This is a genomic window from Deinococcus arboris (assembly GCF_009755355.1).
GTDB lineage: Bacteria > Deinococcota > Deinococci > Deinococcales > Deinococcaceae > Deinococcus > Deinococcus betulae.
In genome coordinates this window covers 80088-96391 of sequence record NZ_WQLB01000004.1, presented here as the reverse complement: position 1 = coordinate 96391, position 16304 = coordinate 80088, and the positions used below count along the sequence as shown (strand labels likewise).

Annotated in this window: 15 protein-coding genes; 9 read left to right on the top strand and 6 right to left on the bottom strand. The window is 67.0% G+C overall.

What is annotated here, in order from left to right:
• The first annotated feature begins 82 nt into the window (after positions 1–82).
• Complete coding sequence (locus tag GO986_RS04585) at positions 83–1225, top strand: N-acetylmuramoyl-L-alanine amidase family protein (RefSeq protein WP_369409146.1); 1143 nt, start codon at positions 83–85, stop codon at positions 1223–1225.
• A gap of 351 nt (positions 1226–1576) precedes the next feature.
• A complete protein-coding gene (gene malQ / locus GO986_RS04580; protein ID WP_157458091.1) occupies positions 1577–3088 on the top strand; it encodes a 4-alpha-glucanotransferase in 1512 nt (503 codons plus the stop codon).
• Positions 3089–3318: 230 nt separating this feature from the next.
• Here malQ and GO986_RS04575 read toward each other — a convergent pair whose 3' ends face one another.
• Positions 3319–4197 (bottom strand): SDR family oxidoreductase, encoded by an 879-nt coding sequence (locus GO986_RS04575; RefSeq protein WP_157458090.1) that lies wholly within the window; start codon positions 4195–4197, stop codon positions 3319–3321.
• Positions 4198–4326: 129 nt separating this feature from the next.
• Between GO986_RS04575 and GO986_RS04570 the strand changes: the two genes are divergently transcribed.
• Positions 4327–5052: a TetR/AcrR family transcriptional regulator gene (locus GO986_RS04570; protein ID WP_157458089.1), complete on the top strand. Its 726-nt coding sequence runs from the start codon at positions 4327–4329 to the stop codon at positions 5050–5052.
• Positions 5053–5120: 68 nt separating this feature from the next.
• Positions 5121–5693: a cob(I)yrinic acid a,c-diamide adenosyltransferase gene (locus GO986_RS04565; RefSeq protein WP_157458088.1), complete on the top strand. Its 573-nt coding sequence runs from the start codon at positions 5121–5123 to the stop codon at positions 5691–5693.
• Positions 5694–6013: 320 nt separating this feature from the next.
• Here the strand turns inward: GO986_RS04565 and GO986_RS04560 are convergent, their stop codons facing one another.
• From GO986_RS04560 to pdxR, 5 genes are all read right to left on the bottom strand, one after another.
• Positions 6014–6886, bottom strand: a complete 873-nt coding sequence (locus GO986_RS04560; protein ID WP_232337410.1) for an ion transporter — start codon at positions 6884–6886, stop codon at positions 6014–6016.
• 338 nt (positions 6887–7224) lie between these two features.
• Positions 7225–8400 carry a glutathionylspermidine synthase family protein gene (locus GO986_RS04555; RefSeq protein WP_157458087.1) on the bottom strand — a complete coding sequence of 392 codons (1176 nt, stop codon included), beginning with the start codon at positions 8398–8400 and terminating at the stop codon, positions 7225–7227.
• Complete coding sequence (locus GO986_RS04550) at positions 8397–8735, bottom strand: hypothetical protein (RefSeq protein WP_157458086.1); 339 nt, start codon at positions 8733–8735, stop codon at positions 8397–8399. Before GO986_RS04550 ends, GO986_RS04555 begins: the two co-directional genes overlap by 4 nt.
• A 77-nt stretch (positions 8736–8812) precedes the next feature.
• Positions 8813–9184: a hypothetical protein gene (locus GO986_RS04545; RefSeq protein ID WP_157458085.1), complete on the bottom strand. Its 372-nt coding sequence runs from the start codon at positions 9182–9184 to the stop codon at positions 8813–8815.
• An 8-nt stretch (positions 9185–9192) separates the two neighbouring features.
• On the bottom strand, positions 9193–10722 hold the full coding sequence (pdxR, locus tag GO986_RS04540; protein ID WP_157458084.1) for a MocR-like pyridoxine biosynthesis transcription factor PdxR: 1530 nt from the start codon (positions 10720–10722) through the stop codon (positions 9193–9195).
• A gap of 35 nt (positions 10723–10757) precedes the next feature.
• Between pdxR and GO986_RS04535 the strand changes: the two genes are divergently transcribed.
• From GO986_RS04535 to GO986_RS04515, 5 genes are all read left to right on the top strand, one after another.
• Positions 10758–11225, top strand: coding sequence for a GNAT family N-acetyltransferase (locus tag GO986_RS04535; RefSeq protein ID WP_369409145.1), 468 nt, complete (start codon positions 10758–10760; stop codon positions 11223–11225).
• Positions 11222–11860 (top strand): pyridoxamine 5'-phosphate oxidase family protein, encoded by a 639-nt coding sequence (locus GO986_RS04530; RefSeq protein WP_157458083.1) that lies wholly within the window; start codon positions 11222–11224, stop codon positions 11858–11860. The genes GO986_RS04535 and GO986_RS04530 overlap by 4 nt, the downstream gene beginning before the upstream one ends.
• Positions 11857–12732, top strand: a complete 876-nt coding sequence (locus tag GO986_RS04525) for a DMT family transporter (RefSeq protein WP_157458082.1) — start codon at positions 11857–11859, stop codon at positions 12730–12732. Before GO986_RS04530 ends, GO986_RS04525 begins: the two co-directional genes overlap by 4 nt.
• Positions 12733–12856: 124 nt before the next feature.
• A complete protein-coding gene (locus GO986_RS04520) occupies positions 12857–14104 on the top strand; it encodes an aspartate aminotransferase family protein (RefSeq protein WP_157458081.1) in 1248 nt (415 codons plus the stop codon).
• A gap of 357 nt (positions 14105–14461) precedes the next feature.
• Positions 14462–16156, top strand: coding sequence for a VanW family protein (locus GO986_RS04515; protein ID WP_157458080.1), 1695 nt, complete (start codon positions 14462–14464; stop codon positions 16154–16156).
• The last annotated feature ends 148 nt before the right edge of the window (positions 16157–16304 follow it).

Here is a 16304-nt window from a genome sequence, read left to right as displayed (position 1 = left end):
CAGGTGTGCGCCGGGCGGGGGCCACTTCTGTCCTCATGCGGTTCCAGCCATCCCCGTCCTGCGGGACGCTACACTCCGCGCCGTGATCCCTGCTGTTTTCTCGCTGGCGCGGCGTGCGGCGCTGCTGGCGCTGCTCCTTGTGTGTTCCAGTGCCCTGGCGGCGCCCCGTGTGGGCCAGCACGACGGGTATACCCGCCTGGTGTTTGACCTGCCGCGCACGGCCGCCAGTCAGGTGAAGGTGGCAGCCCAGAGCGTGACCGTCAAACTCGACGTGACCCTGAAAGCCGAGCAGGGGCCGCTGAGCGCGCCGGGGGTGACCGCCTACGCGGTGGCGGGCGGCACTGTGACGGTCACCCTGGCTAAAGGTCATGCCCAGGCCAAAGTCAGCGTTCTGCCCCCAGCGGGCGGGCAGGCGGCGCGTCTGGTCATTGACGTGCCGACCAGTGTGGCAGCGGCGCAGGTGCCAGCCACGCCGGCCTCGGCTCAGTCGGCTGTAGCCCCAGCTGCGGTCACCCGGCCAGTCAGCACCGCCACCCCAACCCTGCGCCCGCGCGTGGTGCTGGACGCGGGGCACGGCGGCAACGACCCCGGCGCTGTCAGCCGCTGGGTCACCGAAGAGGCCGTGACCCTGGACGTGGCCCTGCGCACCCGCGCCGAGCTGCTCAAACACGGGGTTGATGTGGTGATGTCTCGCACGGCCGACCAGCACCTGAGTGCCAACAAACGTGCTGACCTGGAAGCCCGCTCGCGGCTGGCCAACACTGGGCAGGTCAGCGCCTTTGTCAGTATCCACATCAATTCGGCCGGTCCAAGCGCCCAGGGCATCGAGACCTATTACTTCGGGCAGTCGCTGGCAGGCAGCAACCGTAGCCTGGCCGTGCAGGAAAACGGGGGCGGCAGCGTGGGCGAGGAACTGACCCGTCAGGCGTCCAATCTGGCGCAGAACCTGCTGGGCGACATTCTGGCGCAGGCCAAGGTGGCGTTCAGCCGGCAGCTGGCCCAGCGGGTGCAGTCGCGTCTCATCGCCGCCACCGGGGCCGTCAACCGTGGTGTCAAGACCGACACCTTCTACGTCATTCGCAACCCCACGACGCCCGCCATTCTGGTGGAACTGGGATTTGCCAGCAGCCCCAGCGAAGGCCCCCGCCTGGCCCAGCCGGCCTACCGTGAACGCATAGCCCAGGCGCTCGCGCGGGCGATTCTAGATTTCCTGAATACCAAATAGGGGAAGGTTGCAAGACTCCAGGTGAGCGCTCCATCTGGAAGTCGTGGTCGTTGGGGCAGAGGGTCGGCGCTGCTCACAGGCCTATTGAGAGAGGCTGGGCGCATAGGGCGCCGGACAATCTGCCGATTTACCGCACTCGTTTCAGTACGGACGTGGCTGCTCGTCTCTGTCACTCAGAAGACAGCCTAACCCTCTCGCCTCTGCTTCCTTCTGAACTCAGCCCAATCAGGAGAAAATCTTAGGCAACGTATCAGGCGCCGGCGGCGTCGCGTTACTATCGGGGGCATGTGCTGGAATCACTTCCAGCCTGTCCTGTAACGTTCATTCCCCTGCATCCCGGAGGTCCCTTCTATGACAATTTCACGCTCCAGTGGTGTTTTGCTGCATCCCACCAGCCTGCCTGGCCCCTACGGCATCGGTGAACTCGGGCAGCAGGCGCGTACTTTTATTGACTGGCTGGCGGCGGCAGGTCAGCGGTACTGGCAGGTCATGCCTCTGGGCCCCACCGGCTACGGCGATAGTCCTTACCAGGCGTTTTCGGCCTTTGCAGGCAACCCCTACCTGATTGACCTGACTGCCCTGCGTGAACATGGTCTGCTGGATGACAAGGACTTCAACGCGGTGCCGCCCTTCAGCGCCAGCAAGGTGGACTTCGGCCTGCAATACGTGTGGCGCAACCAGATGCTGGAACGCGCTTACGCCCGCTACGCCTTTGGGGACGCCCAGCACCTGAAGCCCGACTTCGAGGCGTTCAAGACCTCCGAGGCCGAGTGGCTGGACGATTACGCGCTGTTCATGGCCCTGAAAGACGCCCACGGCGGGCTCCCCTGGAATGCCTGGGAAGCGGGCTCGCGCGACCGCGACCCGGAGGTGCTGGCCCAGGCCGCAGAACGCCTGAAGAACGTCACCGAGCGCGTCAAATTCGTGCAGTTCCTGTTTTTCCGGCAGTGGACGGTGCTGCGCCGTTACGCCGCCGAGAAGGGCATTCAGATCATCGGGGACATTCCCATTTTTGTGGCGATGGATTCCAGCGACGCCTGGGCCGCCCGCGACCAGTTCTATTTTGACGAGCAGGGCCAGCCGACCGTGGTGGCCGGGGTGCCGCCGGACTATTTCAGCGAAACGGGGCAGCTGTGGGGCAACCCGCTTTACAACTGGGAAGCCATGGCCGAAGACGGCTTTGCGTGGTGGATCAAGCGCTTTCAGGGCAGCCTGAAGCTGTACGACGTGATTCGCATTGACCACTTCCGGGGCTTTGCGGCTTACTGGGAGATTCCGTTCCCGGCTGAAACGGCCATGCACGGCCGCTGGGTGCCGGCGCCGGGCCACGCGATGTTCGAGGCGGTGCTGGGCGCGCTGGGCGAATTACCTATTATTGCCGAGGACCTGGGCGTGGTCACCCCCGACGTAGAAAAACTGCGCGACGACTTCCAGTTTCCTGGGATGGCGGTGCTGCAATTTGCCTTCGGAGGCGGGGATTTCAGCGTGAATGACTTTCTGCCGCATAACCTGCGGGAAAATCAGGTGGTCTACACCGGCACGCACGACAACGACACTACGCGCGGCTGGTGGCGCGCCGCCGAGGAACTCGAACGGCACAATTTCCGCGTCTACACCAGCAGTGACCCCACTGAGGAGGTGTTTGCCCCCATGCTGACGCGCATCGCCTTCGAAAGCCGCGCCAAGCTGGCGGTGGTGCCGCTGCAGGACCTGTTCAACCAGGGCACTGAGGCCCGCATGAACCTGCCAGGCACGACGGGCGACCACAACTGGACCTGGCGCTATAACGCCGCTGACCTGCTTCCTGACCTGGCCGCCACCCTGCGGACGCTGACAGAAGAAACGGGGCGATTGAGCCGCTAAGAGCACCGACTAGCCACTGCGCTTGACGATATGGCCAGCAGAGAGAGAAAGAGTGTTTGGGTGCCCTCTTGCCTTGAGGGCACCCAAATGCATGCTGAGAGTCACAAGAAGTGTGAGGTCATTGATCAGGGGTCATCTGTGAAGCGCCGCTGGGTAAACCGGCGGCGCTTTGAGCGGATGAGATTCAGAGGCCGCTGAGATTCAGAGGCCGCTTCTGCCGACTGATCTGTTCAAAGAGGGGGTCCCTGGCCCAGGTGGTCTTGCAGGAACGTGCGGATGTCTGTGGTGGGTCGCCCCAACAGCTGCTCAAGGGCCGGGTTGGCCCCTGCAAATTCCCCCGCGCGGCCCGCCTGATACATCCCCAGAATGAGGGGCGCGGCGGCTGCTGACAGACCACGCGCCTCTAGACGCCTGCTGAGTTCTTCATCAGGGAAGACCGTGTGCTGGACGGGGCGGCCCAGCACGTCTGAGGCGATGCTGGCCAGCTCGGTAAAGTCCACTGCTTGCGCGGCAGTCAGAGGCGGCGTCGGGCCTTCGTACTGCCCCGGCTGTGCCAGGATCGCCGCTGCGCCGCCGGCCAGGTCGTGGTGTGTGGTCCAGGCGACCGGGCCGTCCTGGGGGGTGTCGAGCCGCCCGGTCTCCAGCGCGTTGCCCATGAACATCGGAAGACTTTCGGCGTAGAACCCGTTGCGCAGGGCGGTCCACAGCAGCCCGGAGTGCTTGAGCATCTCTTCGGTGGCGGCGTGGTCGCGCGCGGGTGGAAAGGCCGAGGCGGCGCCGGCGGCCATCTGGCTGGTGTACACGATGCGGGTGACCCCAGCGGCGCGGGCCGCCTCAATGGCGTTGCGGTGCTGAACCAGGGGATCGCCGCCGTAGGTGCGCGCGTTGGATGACACGAGAAGCACCTGCTCTGCACCCTCGAAAGCGCGGGCCAGCGTGTCCGGCTGGGCGAAGTCGCCCGGTCGCACCCGGACCCCCAGCGCCGCCAGATCGCCAGCTTTCTCGGGGTTGCGGACGCTCACGCCGGTCTGATTAGGGGAAACCCTGGTTAGAAGTTGCTCAACGATAAGGCGGCCCAGTTGGCCGGTGGCACCTGTCACAACAATCATAGAGCCTCTCCTTGGCGGCACTTTCACCTCTGATATCACCAGAGAACCCAGTGCTGTTAACGCAGATAACATTATTCTGTTTTCCCTGATTGATCAAGGGGCTGACAATTCCGTGTTACCGTGGCTAACATGGAGCCCAAGATGACGGCGGTGCGGGAGCGCATCATCAGCGCCACCGCCACGCTCCTGTCGCAGGGTGGTCGGGAAGCCGCTTCGACACGCGCCGTGGCCGCCGCCGCCGGCATTCAGGCGCCAACCCTGTACCGTCAATTTGGTGATCTTCAGGGCCTCTTGGATGAGGTGGCGCGCACTACCTTTGCGGCGTATGTCCATGCAAAAAGCATCCAGCCTGAGACCGACGATCCCGTCGCTGAGCTACGGCGCGGCTGGGACACGCATATCGCCTTTGGGCTGGCCCATCCCGCCGTGTACGCCCTGATCTACGAGAATCCGGTGGTTGGGACGCGGTCCCCGGCTGCCGAAGCGGGCCACGTGGTGCTGACGCAGTTGGTGACGCGCGTGGCCCAGGCGGGCCGGTTGCAGGTGAGCATTCCCCGCGCCGTTCAGATGATTGCGGCGGCGGGTGAAGGGGTCACGCTGACCCTGATCAGGAGCGCGCCAGAGCGGCGGGATTCTCAACTGTCCTCCAGCATGCGCGAAGCGGTCCTGGCAGCGGTTCTGACCCCAGAGCAGGCGGTGACCAGACCACGCCAGACTGCGCAGGATCAGGTGACCGCACATGCGATTGCCCTGCGCGCTGGACTGACAGACCAGCAGACGGCTCTGTCTGGTGCAGAGCGTCAGCTGCTGGCGGAATGGCTCGACCGCCTGATCGCGGCGGCCCCAGCAGACTGACCAGGGCCAAGGATTGTGTGAGGGCTGGCCGCTCTCTGTCCAGGCTCCATCTGCATTACCCTGCCGCTATGAAGCTCTACACCAAAACAGGGGACGGCGGCACCACCGGGCTCTACGGCGCCGACCGGGTCAGCAAGGCGCACGCGCGCGTGGAAGCCTACGGCACCGTGGATGAACTGAACGCCGTGATTGGCCTGGCCCGCGCCCACAACACCCGCAGCCACAAGCCCGACGCCGCGCTGGACGCCGACCTGGAATACCTGCAAAACGCCCTGTTCGATGTGGGGGCTGATCTGGCCACGCGCGCCGGCACTTCCTATGAGGCCCGGCTGACCCGCATGGACGCGCAGGACGTGGCCTTTCTGGAGGCCATGATTGACCGCTATCAGGAGGCGGCCCCGCCCTTTACGGGCTTCATCCATCCGGGCGGCACGCCCGTCGCGGCCTCACTGCATATGGCCCGCACGGTAGCCCGCCGCGCCGAGCGCGAGATCATTCGCCTGCTGGCCGAGGAAGAGGCCAACGAGCAGGTCCAGATTTACCTGAACCGCCTGTCGGACCTGCTGTTTGTGATGGCGCGCGCTGCCAATCAGGCCGCTGGCCTGGAGGAACACGCCTGGCTGGTCAAGGGCCGCCGGTAAGGGACATAAGGGGGCGCGGTGAGGACCTGAATGTCTCACCGCGACCTGGCCAGCTTCTTCTGTCCTACAGCCGCTCGGCCTCAATCGTCGTTCTCAGCGATTGAGGCCGAGCGGCCTTTCGCAGTGGCGCCGCCGCATTCAGCGAGCCCAGAGCGGGAGAGTACCTGAAGAGACAGTGGCAGAAGAAGGAGTTGGACCAACGTCAGCCCGTTCCTTAAAGGGGCGCCGTTGTCAGGCCGCTCGTCACGCGAGGAGGATGGCGCTTCGGCACTCGCTCTCCCGACTGGCGGGCGCTACAGCTGGAGTCCGTGGTCACCCCATCAATGGGACGTCGGCTGTCCTTCCAGCTGTTCCCCGCAATGAGGGCAGAAGCGGTAGGGCGGCGCGGCTGGCGCCTGCGACTGCTCCTGCTGGCGCAGGCGGCTCAGCTCGTCGGCAAAACCGCTGGCGATCATGCCGGCCGGCAGCGCCACCATCCCTACCCCAAACAGCATGATCAGGCCGGCGGCTGCCTTGCCCAGCGTGGTGGCCGGGTACACGTCGCCGTAGCCGGTGGTGGTCAGGGTCACCACCGCCCACCACAGCGCCTGCGGAATGCTCTCGAAGCCCTTGGTGCCTACATTGGCTTCCACCTGATACAGCAGGCTGGCGGCGATAAACACCAGCACTAGCACAATCAGCACAGTGGTCAGCAACTCGCCGGCCCGCTGGGCCACCACCCGCCCAATCAGCTGCAAAGAGTCCGAATAGCGGCCCAGCTTGAGCAGGGACAGGAGTTTCAGAAGCCGCAGGCCACGCAGGCTCGCCAGGGCCGTGCTGCCCGGCACCAGCAAGGACATCAGCACCAGCAGGTCAATCACCGGTAGTGGCGAGCGGGCGTAACGCCAGTAGTCGGCGGGGGCCGAGCCGTAGCCAGGGCGCAGGGGGGTGACATACAGCCGCGCCAGGTACTCCAGGCCAAAAATAACCGCGCACAGGTAGTCAAACGCCCGGATGGCCCCGCCGTATTCCCGCTGCACGCTGGGGACCGTGCCCGCAATGGTCATGGCCACCACCAGCACAATCAGCACCACCAGGAGCCCATTGAACAGCCGCTCGGCGATGCCCGCCCCATCATTGGGGTCCAGAAAATCGCTGAGGTGATACATCAGGGGCGGATAGACCCGCTGGTCAGGGGTGCCGGACTGGTTCATACGCCATGGTAATAAGGCGCGCCGCTGGGCGTGAAGACAGGACAGCCGAGCTCCACGCTCACTGCGGTCTGCTGCCGTATTGGGCGGCTTAAATCGCACCACTCAACTCCACGTAGGCCGCTGTCTGTAACAGTCATTCGCTTCCCTACGAGTTCTCTTCAACCGCATGAACTGTCATACGGACTCCGATTGAATCGAGCAGAACGCCGGGTGGAATCTGAGCGGACTTGGAAAGCTGCGCAGGCGAGCGAGCAGGAACAGATGCGGATTCCGCGATATGGAGGCGCAGACGGTGCCTTTCTTTGCTGTGCGGCAATGAAGCGGAATCCGTATCACTCTTAGGCCAGGCGGTCCTGTTCAGGCAGCACCACATGCGGGGCGAAGGTGGCGCGGTTGTCGGTCACGCGGCCCCGGCCCTCGCGGATGCCCAGGCCGCAGACCTCGGCGCCCGCCACCCAGACGCCCAGCACCGGATAACGGGGAGTGCCCTGGGCTTCAAAAGTGGGCAGTTCGGTGTAGGCCTGTTCGACCACCGCCAGGTCGCCGTAAGCGCCGGGCGTGCTGACCTGACCGGGCAGCTGCACATTTTGCCCCTCGCGCGAGAACAGCGGTTTTTTCACCACATTCTCGCCCAGGGCGCCTGGCCGCAGCGTGGCAGGCAGCAGGCCGGGGTGACCGGGAAACAGCTCGTGCAGCAGCGCCAGCAGACCCTTGCTGCCGGTTACCGTTTTCCAGAGCGGTTCCAGAAAACGGGTGCCAGTGCTGGCCAGAAAGGCCGCGTCACGCGATTCCCAGGCGTATTCGTAGGGCCACAGCCACATCAGTTGCCGGATCGGGAGGCTCCAGGTGTCCAGCAGATACCCCTCCTGGGGGCTGGTGCCCAGTTCGTCGGCAAACAGGAACGAGCCCCGCACGCCCGCCGCCTCGGCCAGTTCGCGCAGGTAGGTCACGGTGGCGATGTCCTCATCCACCCGCGCCGAACTGAAGGTGACTTCGTTCAGGCCGCGCGCCGCTTTCAGGTGCGCCCACTGCTCGCCCAGCCCTTCGTGGATGGTGTTCCACTGGGTCGCGTGGGCAGGCAATTCGCCCCGGCGCTGGCGGTCTTCCAGCCACTGCCACTGGCTGACGGCCGCTTCCAGCAGGCTGGTGGGGGTCTGGGCGTTGACCTCCAGCAGTTTCACCCTCTGGCCGTCGTAGGCCACGTCCAGGCGCATATAGACGGTGGGGTCGTCGCGCTCCCACGACTCGCGCACGGCGCTGTGCAGAAAAGTGGGGATACCCAGTTCCGCCAGGCGGCCCGCCTCAATGGCGTGGCCGGTGGCCTCCAGCACCCGGTCGGTCAGGTCCTGCGTGGCAGTTTTGAGCCGCTCGATGTCCTGGGGCGTGAAGACATAGAAGCCGTCCTCGCTCCAGTAGGGCACCGGATGTTCGGGGGTGGCGGCGTACCAGGTAAAGCCGACCTCGCGCAGGCGCGCTTCCCAGTCGGGGCGGGGCGGGAGGGTCAGGCGCCTCATCCGCCGTACCCACCGCTGCTGCTGCTGGCGCGCGCGCTGCTCGTCAGGCCGCCGCGCGACACGCTGGACGCTGTATTCACCGGAGCAGAGCGGCTGGCCGCGCGGGTGGCCACTGCACCTGCCACGGCCGCCGCCGTCTTGCTGGTCTTGCGGCCTTTGACCTTCACACTGTCGCCGTCGCAGTCCACTTCGCCGTCCTGCTCCAGTTCGCAGTCCTCGGGAACGATGACCTGCTGGGCAGGCTGGGTGTACGTCTGTGCAGGGGCGTCCACACACGAGGCGAGCAGGCCGGGCAGCACGGTGGACATCAGGGTCAGGGAAAAACGCTTGTTCATGGTGGGTCTCCGGGGTTAAGGGACGTGAGTTGAAGGGGCCAGCGTTCAGGCCGCTGGCCAGAGGGAAGAAAGCGGCTTTAGCTGCCCGAACTGCCCGCGCGGCTGGAACTGGTGAACCCGCCCCGACTGACCGGCGCCTTGAAGCTGCCGTAGGTGCCCTTCTTGCTGTCGTAGGTCAGGCCGGACCCCGACAGCGCGCCGCTGCTGGTGTAGCCGATGTAGCGGGTGGTGCCGCCCACAATGCGCGCGTAGGGCCCGTAAATGCCGCCGCTGGTCTTCTGGCAGGGGTTGGGCAGGCCCCGGCTGGTCATGGCGCGGTTCACCGCCAGGCAATCGGCGTACGAGTTGTAGCGCACGCGGCTGTAGCGGTCGAGGTCCAGGTCGTCGCCGCAGGCGGCCAGCACCGCCGGCAGCGCGGCCAGAAGGGGCAGGGTAAAGCGCTTGCTCATGTGCCTGACTACGCCGTGTCCCTGTCAAAAGTTGCATTCGCCACCATCTGACGAATCTGGGCAGCAACGGCGCGGCCCCCGCTGGCGGCCTGGGCGGCTGTCAGGCCGCCGTAGCCCAGCAGCAGGGCGTTGGCCGGCGGGCCGGCAAAGGTATAGGTGTCCAGCGTGGTGACCTGAATGTGCTGCCGGGCCAGCTGCCGCGCGGCCTCAGGGGCCGAGATGAGTGGGGCCAGGTGCAGGCACAGGTGCAGCCCTGCCTGAATGCCGCCCAGGGTGGCGTGTGGGGCCAGGCCGGCCAGTTCTCCGGTCAGTGCCGCGCGCACCTGCGCGTGCCAGCGCCGGGCGCGGCGAATGTGGCGGTCCAGATGCCCGCCCGACAGCAGCCAGGTCAGCGCCGCCTGAACCGGCAGCGGGTGGCCAAAGTCCAGCAGGGTGCGGGCGCGCACCAGGGCCGGGCGCAGTGCGGGCGGCGCGACCAGAAAGCCGGTGCGCACCGCCGGGGTCAACACCTTGCTGAGGGTGCCCAGATACAGCACGCGCCCCGGCGTGCCGGTGTGCGCAGCCAGGCTGGCCAGGGTGGGCAGCGGCGGGGCGTCGTAGCGGAACTCGCCGTCAAAGTCGTCTTCCACAATCAGGGCGTCACAGCGCTCGGCCCACTCCAGCAGGGCCAGGCGCCGGGGCAGGCACATGCGCCCGCCCAGCGGAAACTGGTGGCTGGGTGTCACGTAAGCCAGCCGCGCTGGGGGCGTGTCCGGCCCCACCACCAGGCCGTCCTCGTCCACGGGCACGGGCACGGGCCGGTGCCCAGCGTCCAGCAAGACTTGCCGCGCGGCGCGGTAGCCGGGGTTCTCCATCAGCACCGCCGAGCCAGGGGGCAGCAGGGCGCGCACAATCAGGTTCAGGGCGTGGAGGGTGCCGGCCGTAATCAGCAGGTCGCCTTCCTGGGCGGCCAGCCCGCGCTGCCGCCCCACAAACGCGGCCAGGGCGGCGCGCAGGCTCTCCTCCCCGGCAGGGTCGCCGTAGTCGCCCGGCACCGGGGCGCGGGCCGCTTCGGCCCAGGCCTGCCGCCACGCCCGGATGTCCAGCGTGTGCGTGCCGGAGACCCCCAGCCGGAAATCGGTGCCCACGCCGCGCGCCGGGCCGTCCACCGGCAGGTCGCCGGGCGCGGGCAGCCAGGCGGGCCCGGTCCAGGCCGCCACGGGGGCCGGCGTGGACGGCGCCGGTGTGGCCAGGCGCACCCGCGTGCCCCGGCCCACCTCGGCCTGCAGGGTGCCGTCGGCCAGCAGTTCGGCGTAGGCCGCCTCCACGACGCCGCGCGTGACCCCCAGGCTCCGGGCCAGCGTGCGGGTGCCGGGCACCGCCGCGCCGGGCGGCAGCGTGCCGGCCAGCACAGCTCCTCGTACCTGCCGCGCCAGCTGGGCGTGCAGGGCCTCGGCGCCGCCGCGCGCCAGCGTCACGGCAAACGGCAACTCATCGGCCCGCAGAGCCAGTGGCTCCCCAGAAACCGCAGAAAGTGGAACTGCCAGGGGGGCCACCATGCCCGTTAGTGTACCCCCATGAGCGGTGAAGCCCTGTGACCCCCCGAACCCTGCGCGCCATTCCCCCGGCCCAGGCCGATCTGGCCCTGGCCGCCCTGAGTGACCTGCGCCCGCACTCACCGCAGACGGCCAGTCCGGACGCCCTGCGCGCCTTTCTGACGCAGGCCGAGGCTGAGGGCTACCGGCTGGTGGGCGCTTTCGCGCCGGGCCAGCCCGAGGCGGTGGCCGTGGCCGGCTACCGGGTGATGAACCTGCTGTACGCCGGCACGGTGCTGTACGTGGACGACCTGAGCACCCGGCCGGCCGCGCGGGGGCAGGGTCACGCCGCCGCCTTGCTGGGCTGGCTGGAAAAAGAAGCCGGGCGCCTGGGGTGCGCCGCACTGCATCTGGATTCTGGCGTAGGCGAGGACCGCTTCACTGCTCACCGGCAGTACCTGAAAGCGGGCCTGAATATCACTGCGCACCACTTCAGCAAGAGGCTCGGCCATGGAGAACAGAGATGACTGGTCCCCAGCGGTCCGGCGGCGTCAACATCTACGACCCGGCCCAGCGCGACCCCAGCCTCAGCCGCCGGCCGCAGAACCGCCGGGATGACGCCTGGATAGAGGCGCTGCTGACGCGCGCCCCGCTGGGCCGGGTGGCCACGGTGTACCAGGACGAAACCGGGCAGGTCTGGCCCTTTGTCACGCCGCTGGCTTTCGCCTACCGCCCAGACTCGCGTGACCTCGTGTACCACACCAACGTCGTGGGTCGGCTGCGGGCCAACACGGCGCAGGGCCACCCGGCCACCTTCGAGGTCTCGGAGATTGGGGCGCTGCTCCCCAGCACCTCGCCGCTGGAACTGAGCGTCCAGTACCGCTCGGTCATCGTGTTTGGCCAGGCGCGCGTGCTGACCGACCCCGAAGAAGCCCGCGCCGCCCTGACGACCCTCAGTGAACGGGTTTTTCCGGGGCTGCGGATAGGGCAGCACACCCGGCCCATTCTGGACAGCGACCTGGCGCGCACGGCGGTGTACGCCCTGAGCATCGAGCGCTGGAGCGGCAAGGAAAACTGGGCTGACCAGGCCCTTCAGGAAGAGGGCTGGCCTCCGCTGCCACCCGAACTGGCGTGGCCCCGTCCAGCAGAGGCCGCCCGATGACCCGCGCCGACGCCCTGCAAATGGGCCTCCTGTCTGCCTTCTGGGGGATTTCCTTTCTGCTGATCCGCCTGAGTGTCGAGGTCTTTCCGCCGGCCTGGGTGGCGCTGGGGCGCTCGGTGTTCGGGGCGCTGGTGCTGCTGGCGGCGCTGCTGATTGGGCGTCACGTCCTGCCGCCCCTGCGCCTCTGGAAGCCGCTGCTGCTGGTGGCACTGCTGAACAACGTCATTCCCTGGTCGTTCTTTGCCTGGGGCGAACAGACGACCAGTTCCAACATCGCCGCCATCCTGAACGCCACCACGCCGCTGTTCAGCCTCCTGATTGGCCTGGGCCTGCGCGACGCCCAGCTGTCTGGGCGCGTGGCGGCGGGCGTGCTGCTGGGTCTGGGCGGGGTGGCGCTGACGGTGGGCGGCGGCGTCAGCGGTGGGCACGCCACCCTGTTCGGGGTGGCGCTGCTGCTGGCGGCCAGCCTGGGCTACGCCTGCGCCACGGCGGTGGCCAAGCGCACCCTGTCGGGCCTGAATCCGGTGGGCCTGGCCCTGTCCCAGCTGGGGCTCTCGGCGCTGATGCTGACACCAGTGGCGCTGAGTGGGCCGCAGCCCGGCACGATCACCCTGACCGCGCTGGGCGCCCTGCTCGTGCTGGGCGTGGTGGGCAGCGGCCTGGCCTACCTGCTGTATTACGGCCTGCTCTCGCGGCTCTCGGCCACGCAGCTGACAGCCGTGACCTACCTGCTGCCAGTCTGGGGCCTGTTCTGGGGGGCGCTGGCGGGCGAGCCAGTGGGCCTGACCTCGCTGCTGGGGGTGTTGGTGGTGCTCGGCGGCCTGCTGCTGATTAACCGCCCGGCGCGTACGCCTAAGGCCGCTGCCGCGTAGCGCGGCGGCTGGACACGGCGGCGCCCGGCCCCGGTTCTTCCCTCTACACTGAAGGCGCTGGCTGGCCCCGGCTGGGGCTGCCCCCGCCTTTCTCTCCCCATTCACCTACACAGGAGACCCATACATGACCACCACGCAGAGCAAATGGCTGGACGCCGAACTGAAGTACGACAGCGGCGTGTACAACAAGCACCACGTTGTGATGACCAAGGGCCTGGGCGCTACCGTCTGGGACGAGTCGGGCCGCTCGTATATCGACTGCGTGGCCGGCTACGGCGTGGCCAACATCGGCCACAGTCACCCGGATGTGGTGCGGGCGGTCAAGGAGCAGGTGGACCGCCTGGTGGTCATGCCCCAGACGCTGCCCAACGACAAGCGCGCCGAATTCTTGCAGGAACTGGTGGGTGTGCTGCCGCAGGGCCTGGAGCGTGTCTTTCTGTGTAACTCCGGCACCGAGGCGATGGAGGCGGCCAAGAAGTTTGCGATTACCGCCACCGGCCGCCAGCGCTTTGTCAGCATGAAGCGCGGCTTCTCGGGCCGCAGCCTGGGCGCCCTGGCCTTCACCTGGGAGCCCAAATACCGTGAGCCGTTCGGTGACGCCGTGGACAACAAGAACGTGGATTTCGTGACCTACGGCAACGTGGAGGAACTGCGCGCGGCGATCACCGACCAGACGGCCGCCGTCATCATGGAACCTGTGCAGGGCGAGGGCGGCGTGCGCCCGGCCAGCGCCGAATTTATGCAGGAGGCCCGCCGCCTGACCAAGGAAAAGGGCGCCCTGCTGATTCTCGACGAGATTCAGACCGGCTTTTGTCGCACCGGCAAGATGTTTGCCACCGAGCATTACGGCGTGACCCCCGACGCCATGACGCTGGCCAAGGCCATGGCAGGCGGCCTGCCGATAGGCGCTTTTGCCATGACCGCCGAGGTCGCTGACCGCATGCCCGCCGGCGGGCACGGCACCACCTTTGGGGGCAATCCCCTGAGCATGGCCGCTGGCGTGGCCGCCATCCGCGCCATGAAACGCGAAGGTATGGCCGAGCAGGCCCGTGAAAAGGGCGCCTACTTCATGGAGAAGCTGCGCGCCATCCCGTCTTCCAAAATCCGCGAGGTGCGCGGCCTGGGCCTGATGATCGGCGTGGAGCTGAAAGAAAAGAGTGCGCCGTACATCCACGCCCTGGAACACGAGGAAGGGGTGCTGACCCTGCAGGCGACGCCGCTGGTCGTGCGCTTCCTGCCGCCCGTGACCATCAGCAAGGAACAGATTGACACGGTGGTGGCCGCTTTCGAGCGCGTGCTGGCGAATGTAGACCCCCGTGCCGAGCGCCGCGCCGAACTGGCGCAGGGCGCCGAAGACAAGCAGACCGAGTAAGCAGGCGTGTTGGGAAGGGGGACGGTCGGGTGGCCGTCCCCCTTTTGCTGTGCTGCTGCACCTGTCCCACGCGGCTACTGTCCGTTTCTAGAACAGCTGGGAAGAGTTCCCCAGTGCAAGGCCAATTTCCAGTAATCCGTTTCTTTGCTTTCTCGGCTGCGGCGCTGTTCTGGTTTGCGCCGCAACTCTGCGTGCCCTTCCAGTCAGTTCAACTCTAAACCATGTTCGGAAGTTGGCTCGCCTGTGGCTCACGGCCCCCGGCTCAACCTGATGCACGTCTTCATGAAGCTGGACAGTTCGGCCGAACGTGCGGTTTCTGCAATCGCGCACTCGTGAACTTCCTTACACTGGGAGGCGATGAAGCGCTGGGTGGCAGGACTGACGGCAGCGACGCTCCTGGGAGGAGCGCTCGCGGTGGGTGTGGCGGCGCAGCCGGGGGTCACGCTGGCCCCTGGTTTGAGCATTGCAGGGCTTGAGGTGGGCGGGCTCACAACTGAAGCGGCGCGCACGGCGCTGGCAGCCCAGGCGGCCGCGCCACAGGTGCAGGTGCGGGCTGGCACGAACGTCTGGACCGTTGGCGCCGAGCGGCTGGGCTGGCGTGCCGACCTGGAGGGCAGCCTCCGGCAGGCGCAGGAGGCCACAGCGGCGCGTAGCCTGCTGCAAAAGGTACAGGCGCTGGTGGGACAGGCCCCCAGGCAGAACATTCCCCTGGCCGTGAAGGTGGACGCGACTCAGGCCGCCCGGACCCTGGGCACCCTGACTGCTGGCCTCAACACGCAGCCAAAAAACGCCGCCGTGTTCTTCGACAAGGCCACCAAGAAGTACGCGGTCAGGCCCGATACCCCCGGCCGACAGGCCGACGTGAAGGGGGCGGCGGCCACCTACGCCGCCAACCCGGCCCTCACCGCTCTGGCGGTGCCGGTCAAGGAGTGGGCGGCCACCTATACCGCCGCCGCTCTACAGGCCCACATTGAGCGGGGCAACGCCCTGAACCGTCCCTTTACCGTCACGCTGGACGGCACTGACCGCGCCGCCGCCCTGACCGCCTTGCAGGTTGCCAACCTGTACTGGGTGCGTGAAAGCGGCATCGTTCCCGACGAAGAGACCCTCAAGCGCGCTTTTGGCACGCTGACGGCCGCCATTGACCGCCCGGCCCAGAATGCCCGTTACGTGTTGCAGGGCGGCAAACTGGTCAAAGCCAAGGAAAAGGCTGGCCGGGTAACCAACCGCGCCGCTGCTTACGCCCTGTTCCGCAAGCAGGTGCTGGATCCAGCGGTCAAAACAGCGGTCTTTCCCAGTAAAGTCGAGCAGCCGACCCTGACCCTGGCCGACCTGCCGGCCGCCGATCAGCTGGAACTGATTGCTGTGGGCAAGAGCACCTACTACGGCAGCAGTGTCGCCCGGCGCACGAACGTCGCCAACGCCGCCGCCAAGATCAACGGCGCTGTGGTGCCAGCCGGCGAGGTTTTCAGCTTCCTAAACGCGCTGGGCGGAATTACCCCGCAAAACGGCTTTGTGGGCGGCCTGATTATCAGCGGTGGGCGTACGGTGGACGGGCTGGGTGGGGGCGTGTGTCAGGTCAGCACCACCGTCTTCCGCGCTCTGTACCAGGCAGGCCTGCCGGTCATTGAACGCAACCAGCATTCTTACCGTGTGGGCTACTACGAGCCGCAGGTGGGGTTTGAGGCCGCTGTGTACGACCCTGGCCTGGACCTGAAACTGAAAAATGACACGGCGGCGCCCATTCTGGTCAAGACGATCAACAACAACGCCACCAGCACCCTGGAGGTGCAGGTGTGGGGCGTCAAGCCGGCCCGCACCGTGAATGTCAGCGCGGCGACCATCACCTCGCGTATCGGGCACCCGGCGCCGCGTTACGTCGTGAATGTCAACCTGCGGCCTGGAACGGTGCGGCAGGTGGACTGGGCGGCCGACGGCTACAGCCTCTACATCACCCGCACCATCAAGCAGGGCGGCGCCATTCGCACCGATCAGGTCAAGACGGTCTACAAGCCCTGGCAGGCGGTGTACGAGACGGGGCCCAGAAGCTGAACGCGGGCCAAGGAGAGGGCGGTGGGGGAGACCTCGCCGCTCTTTGTTGATGCCTGTCTGCCTCACGAACGCCCGTTTGTTCCTCACGCCGGAACGCCAGGCGGTCTAGACGCGCCCGCTTGACCCCCGCCCAGCGCCCCCTATGGTG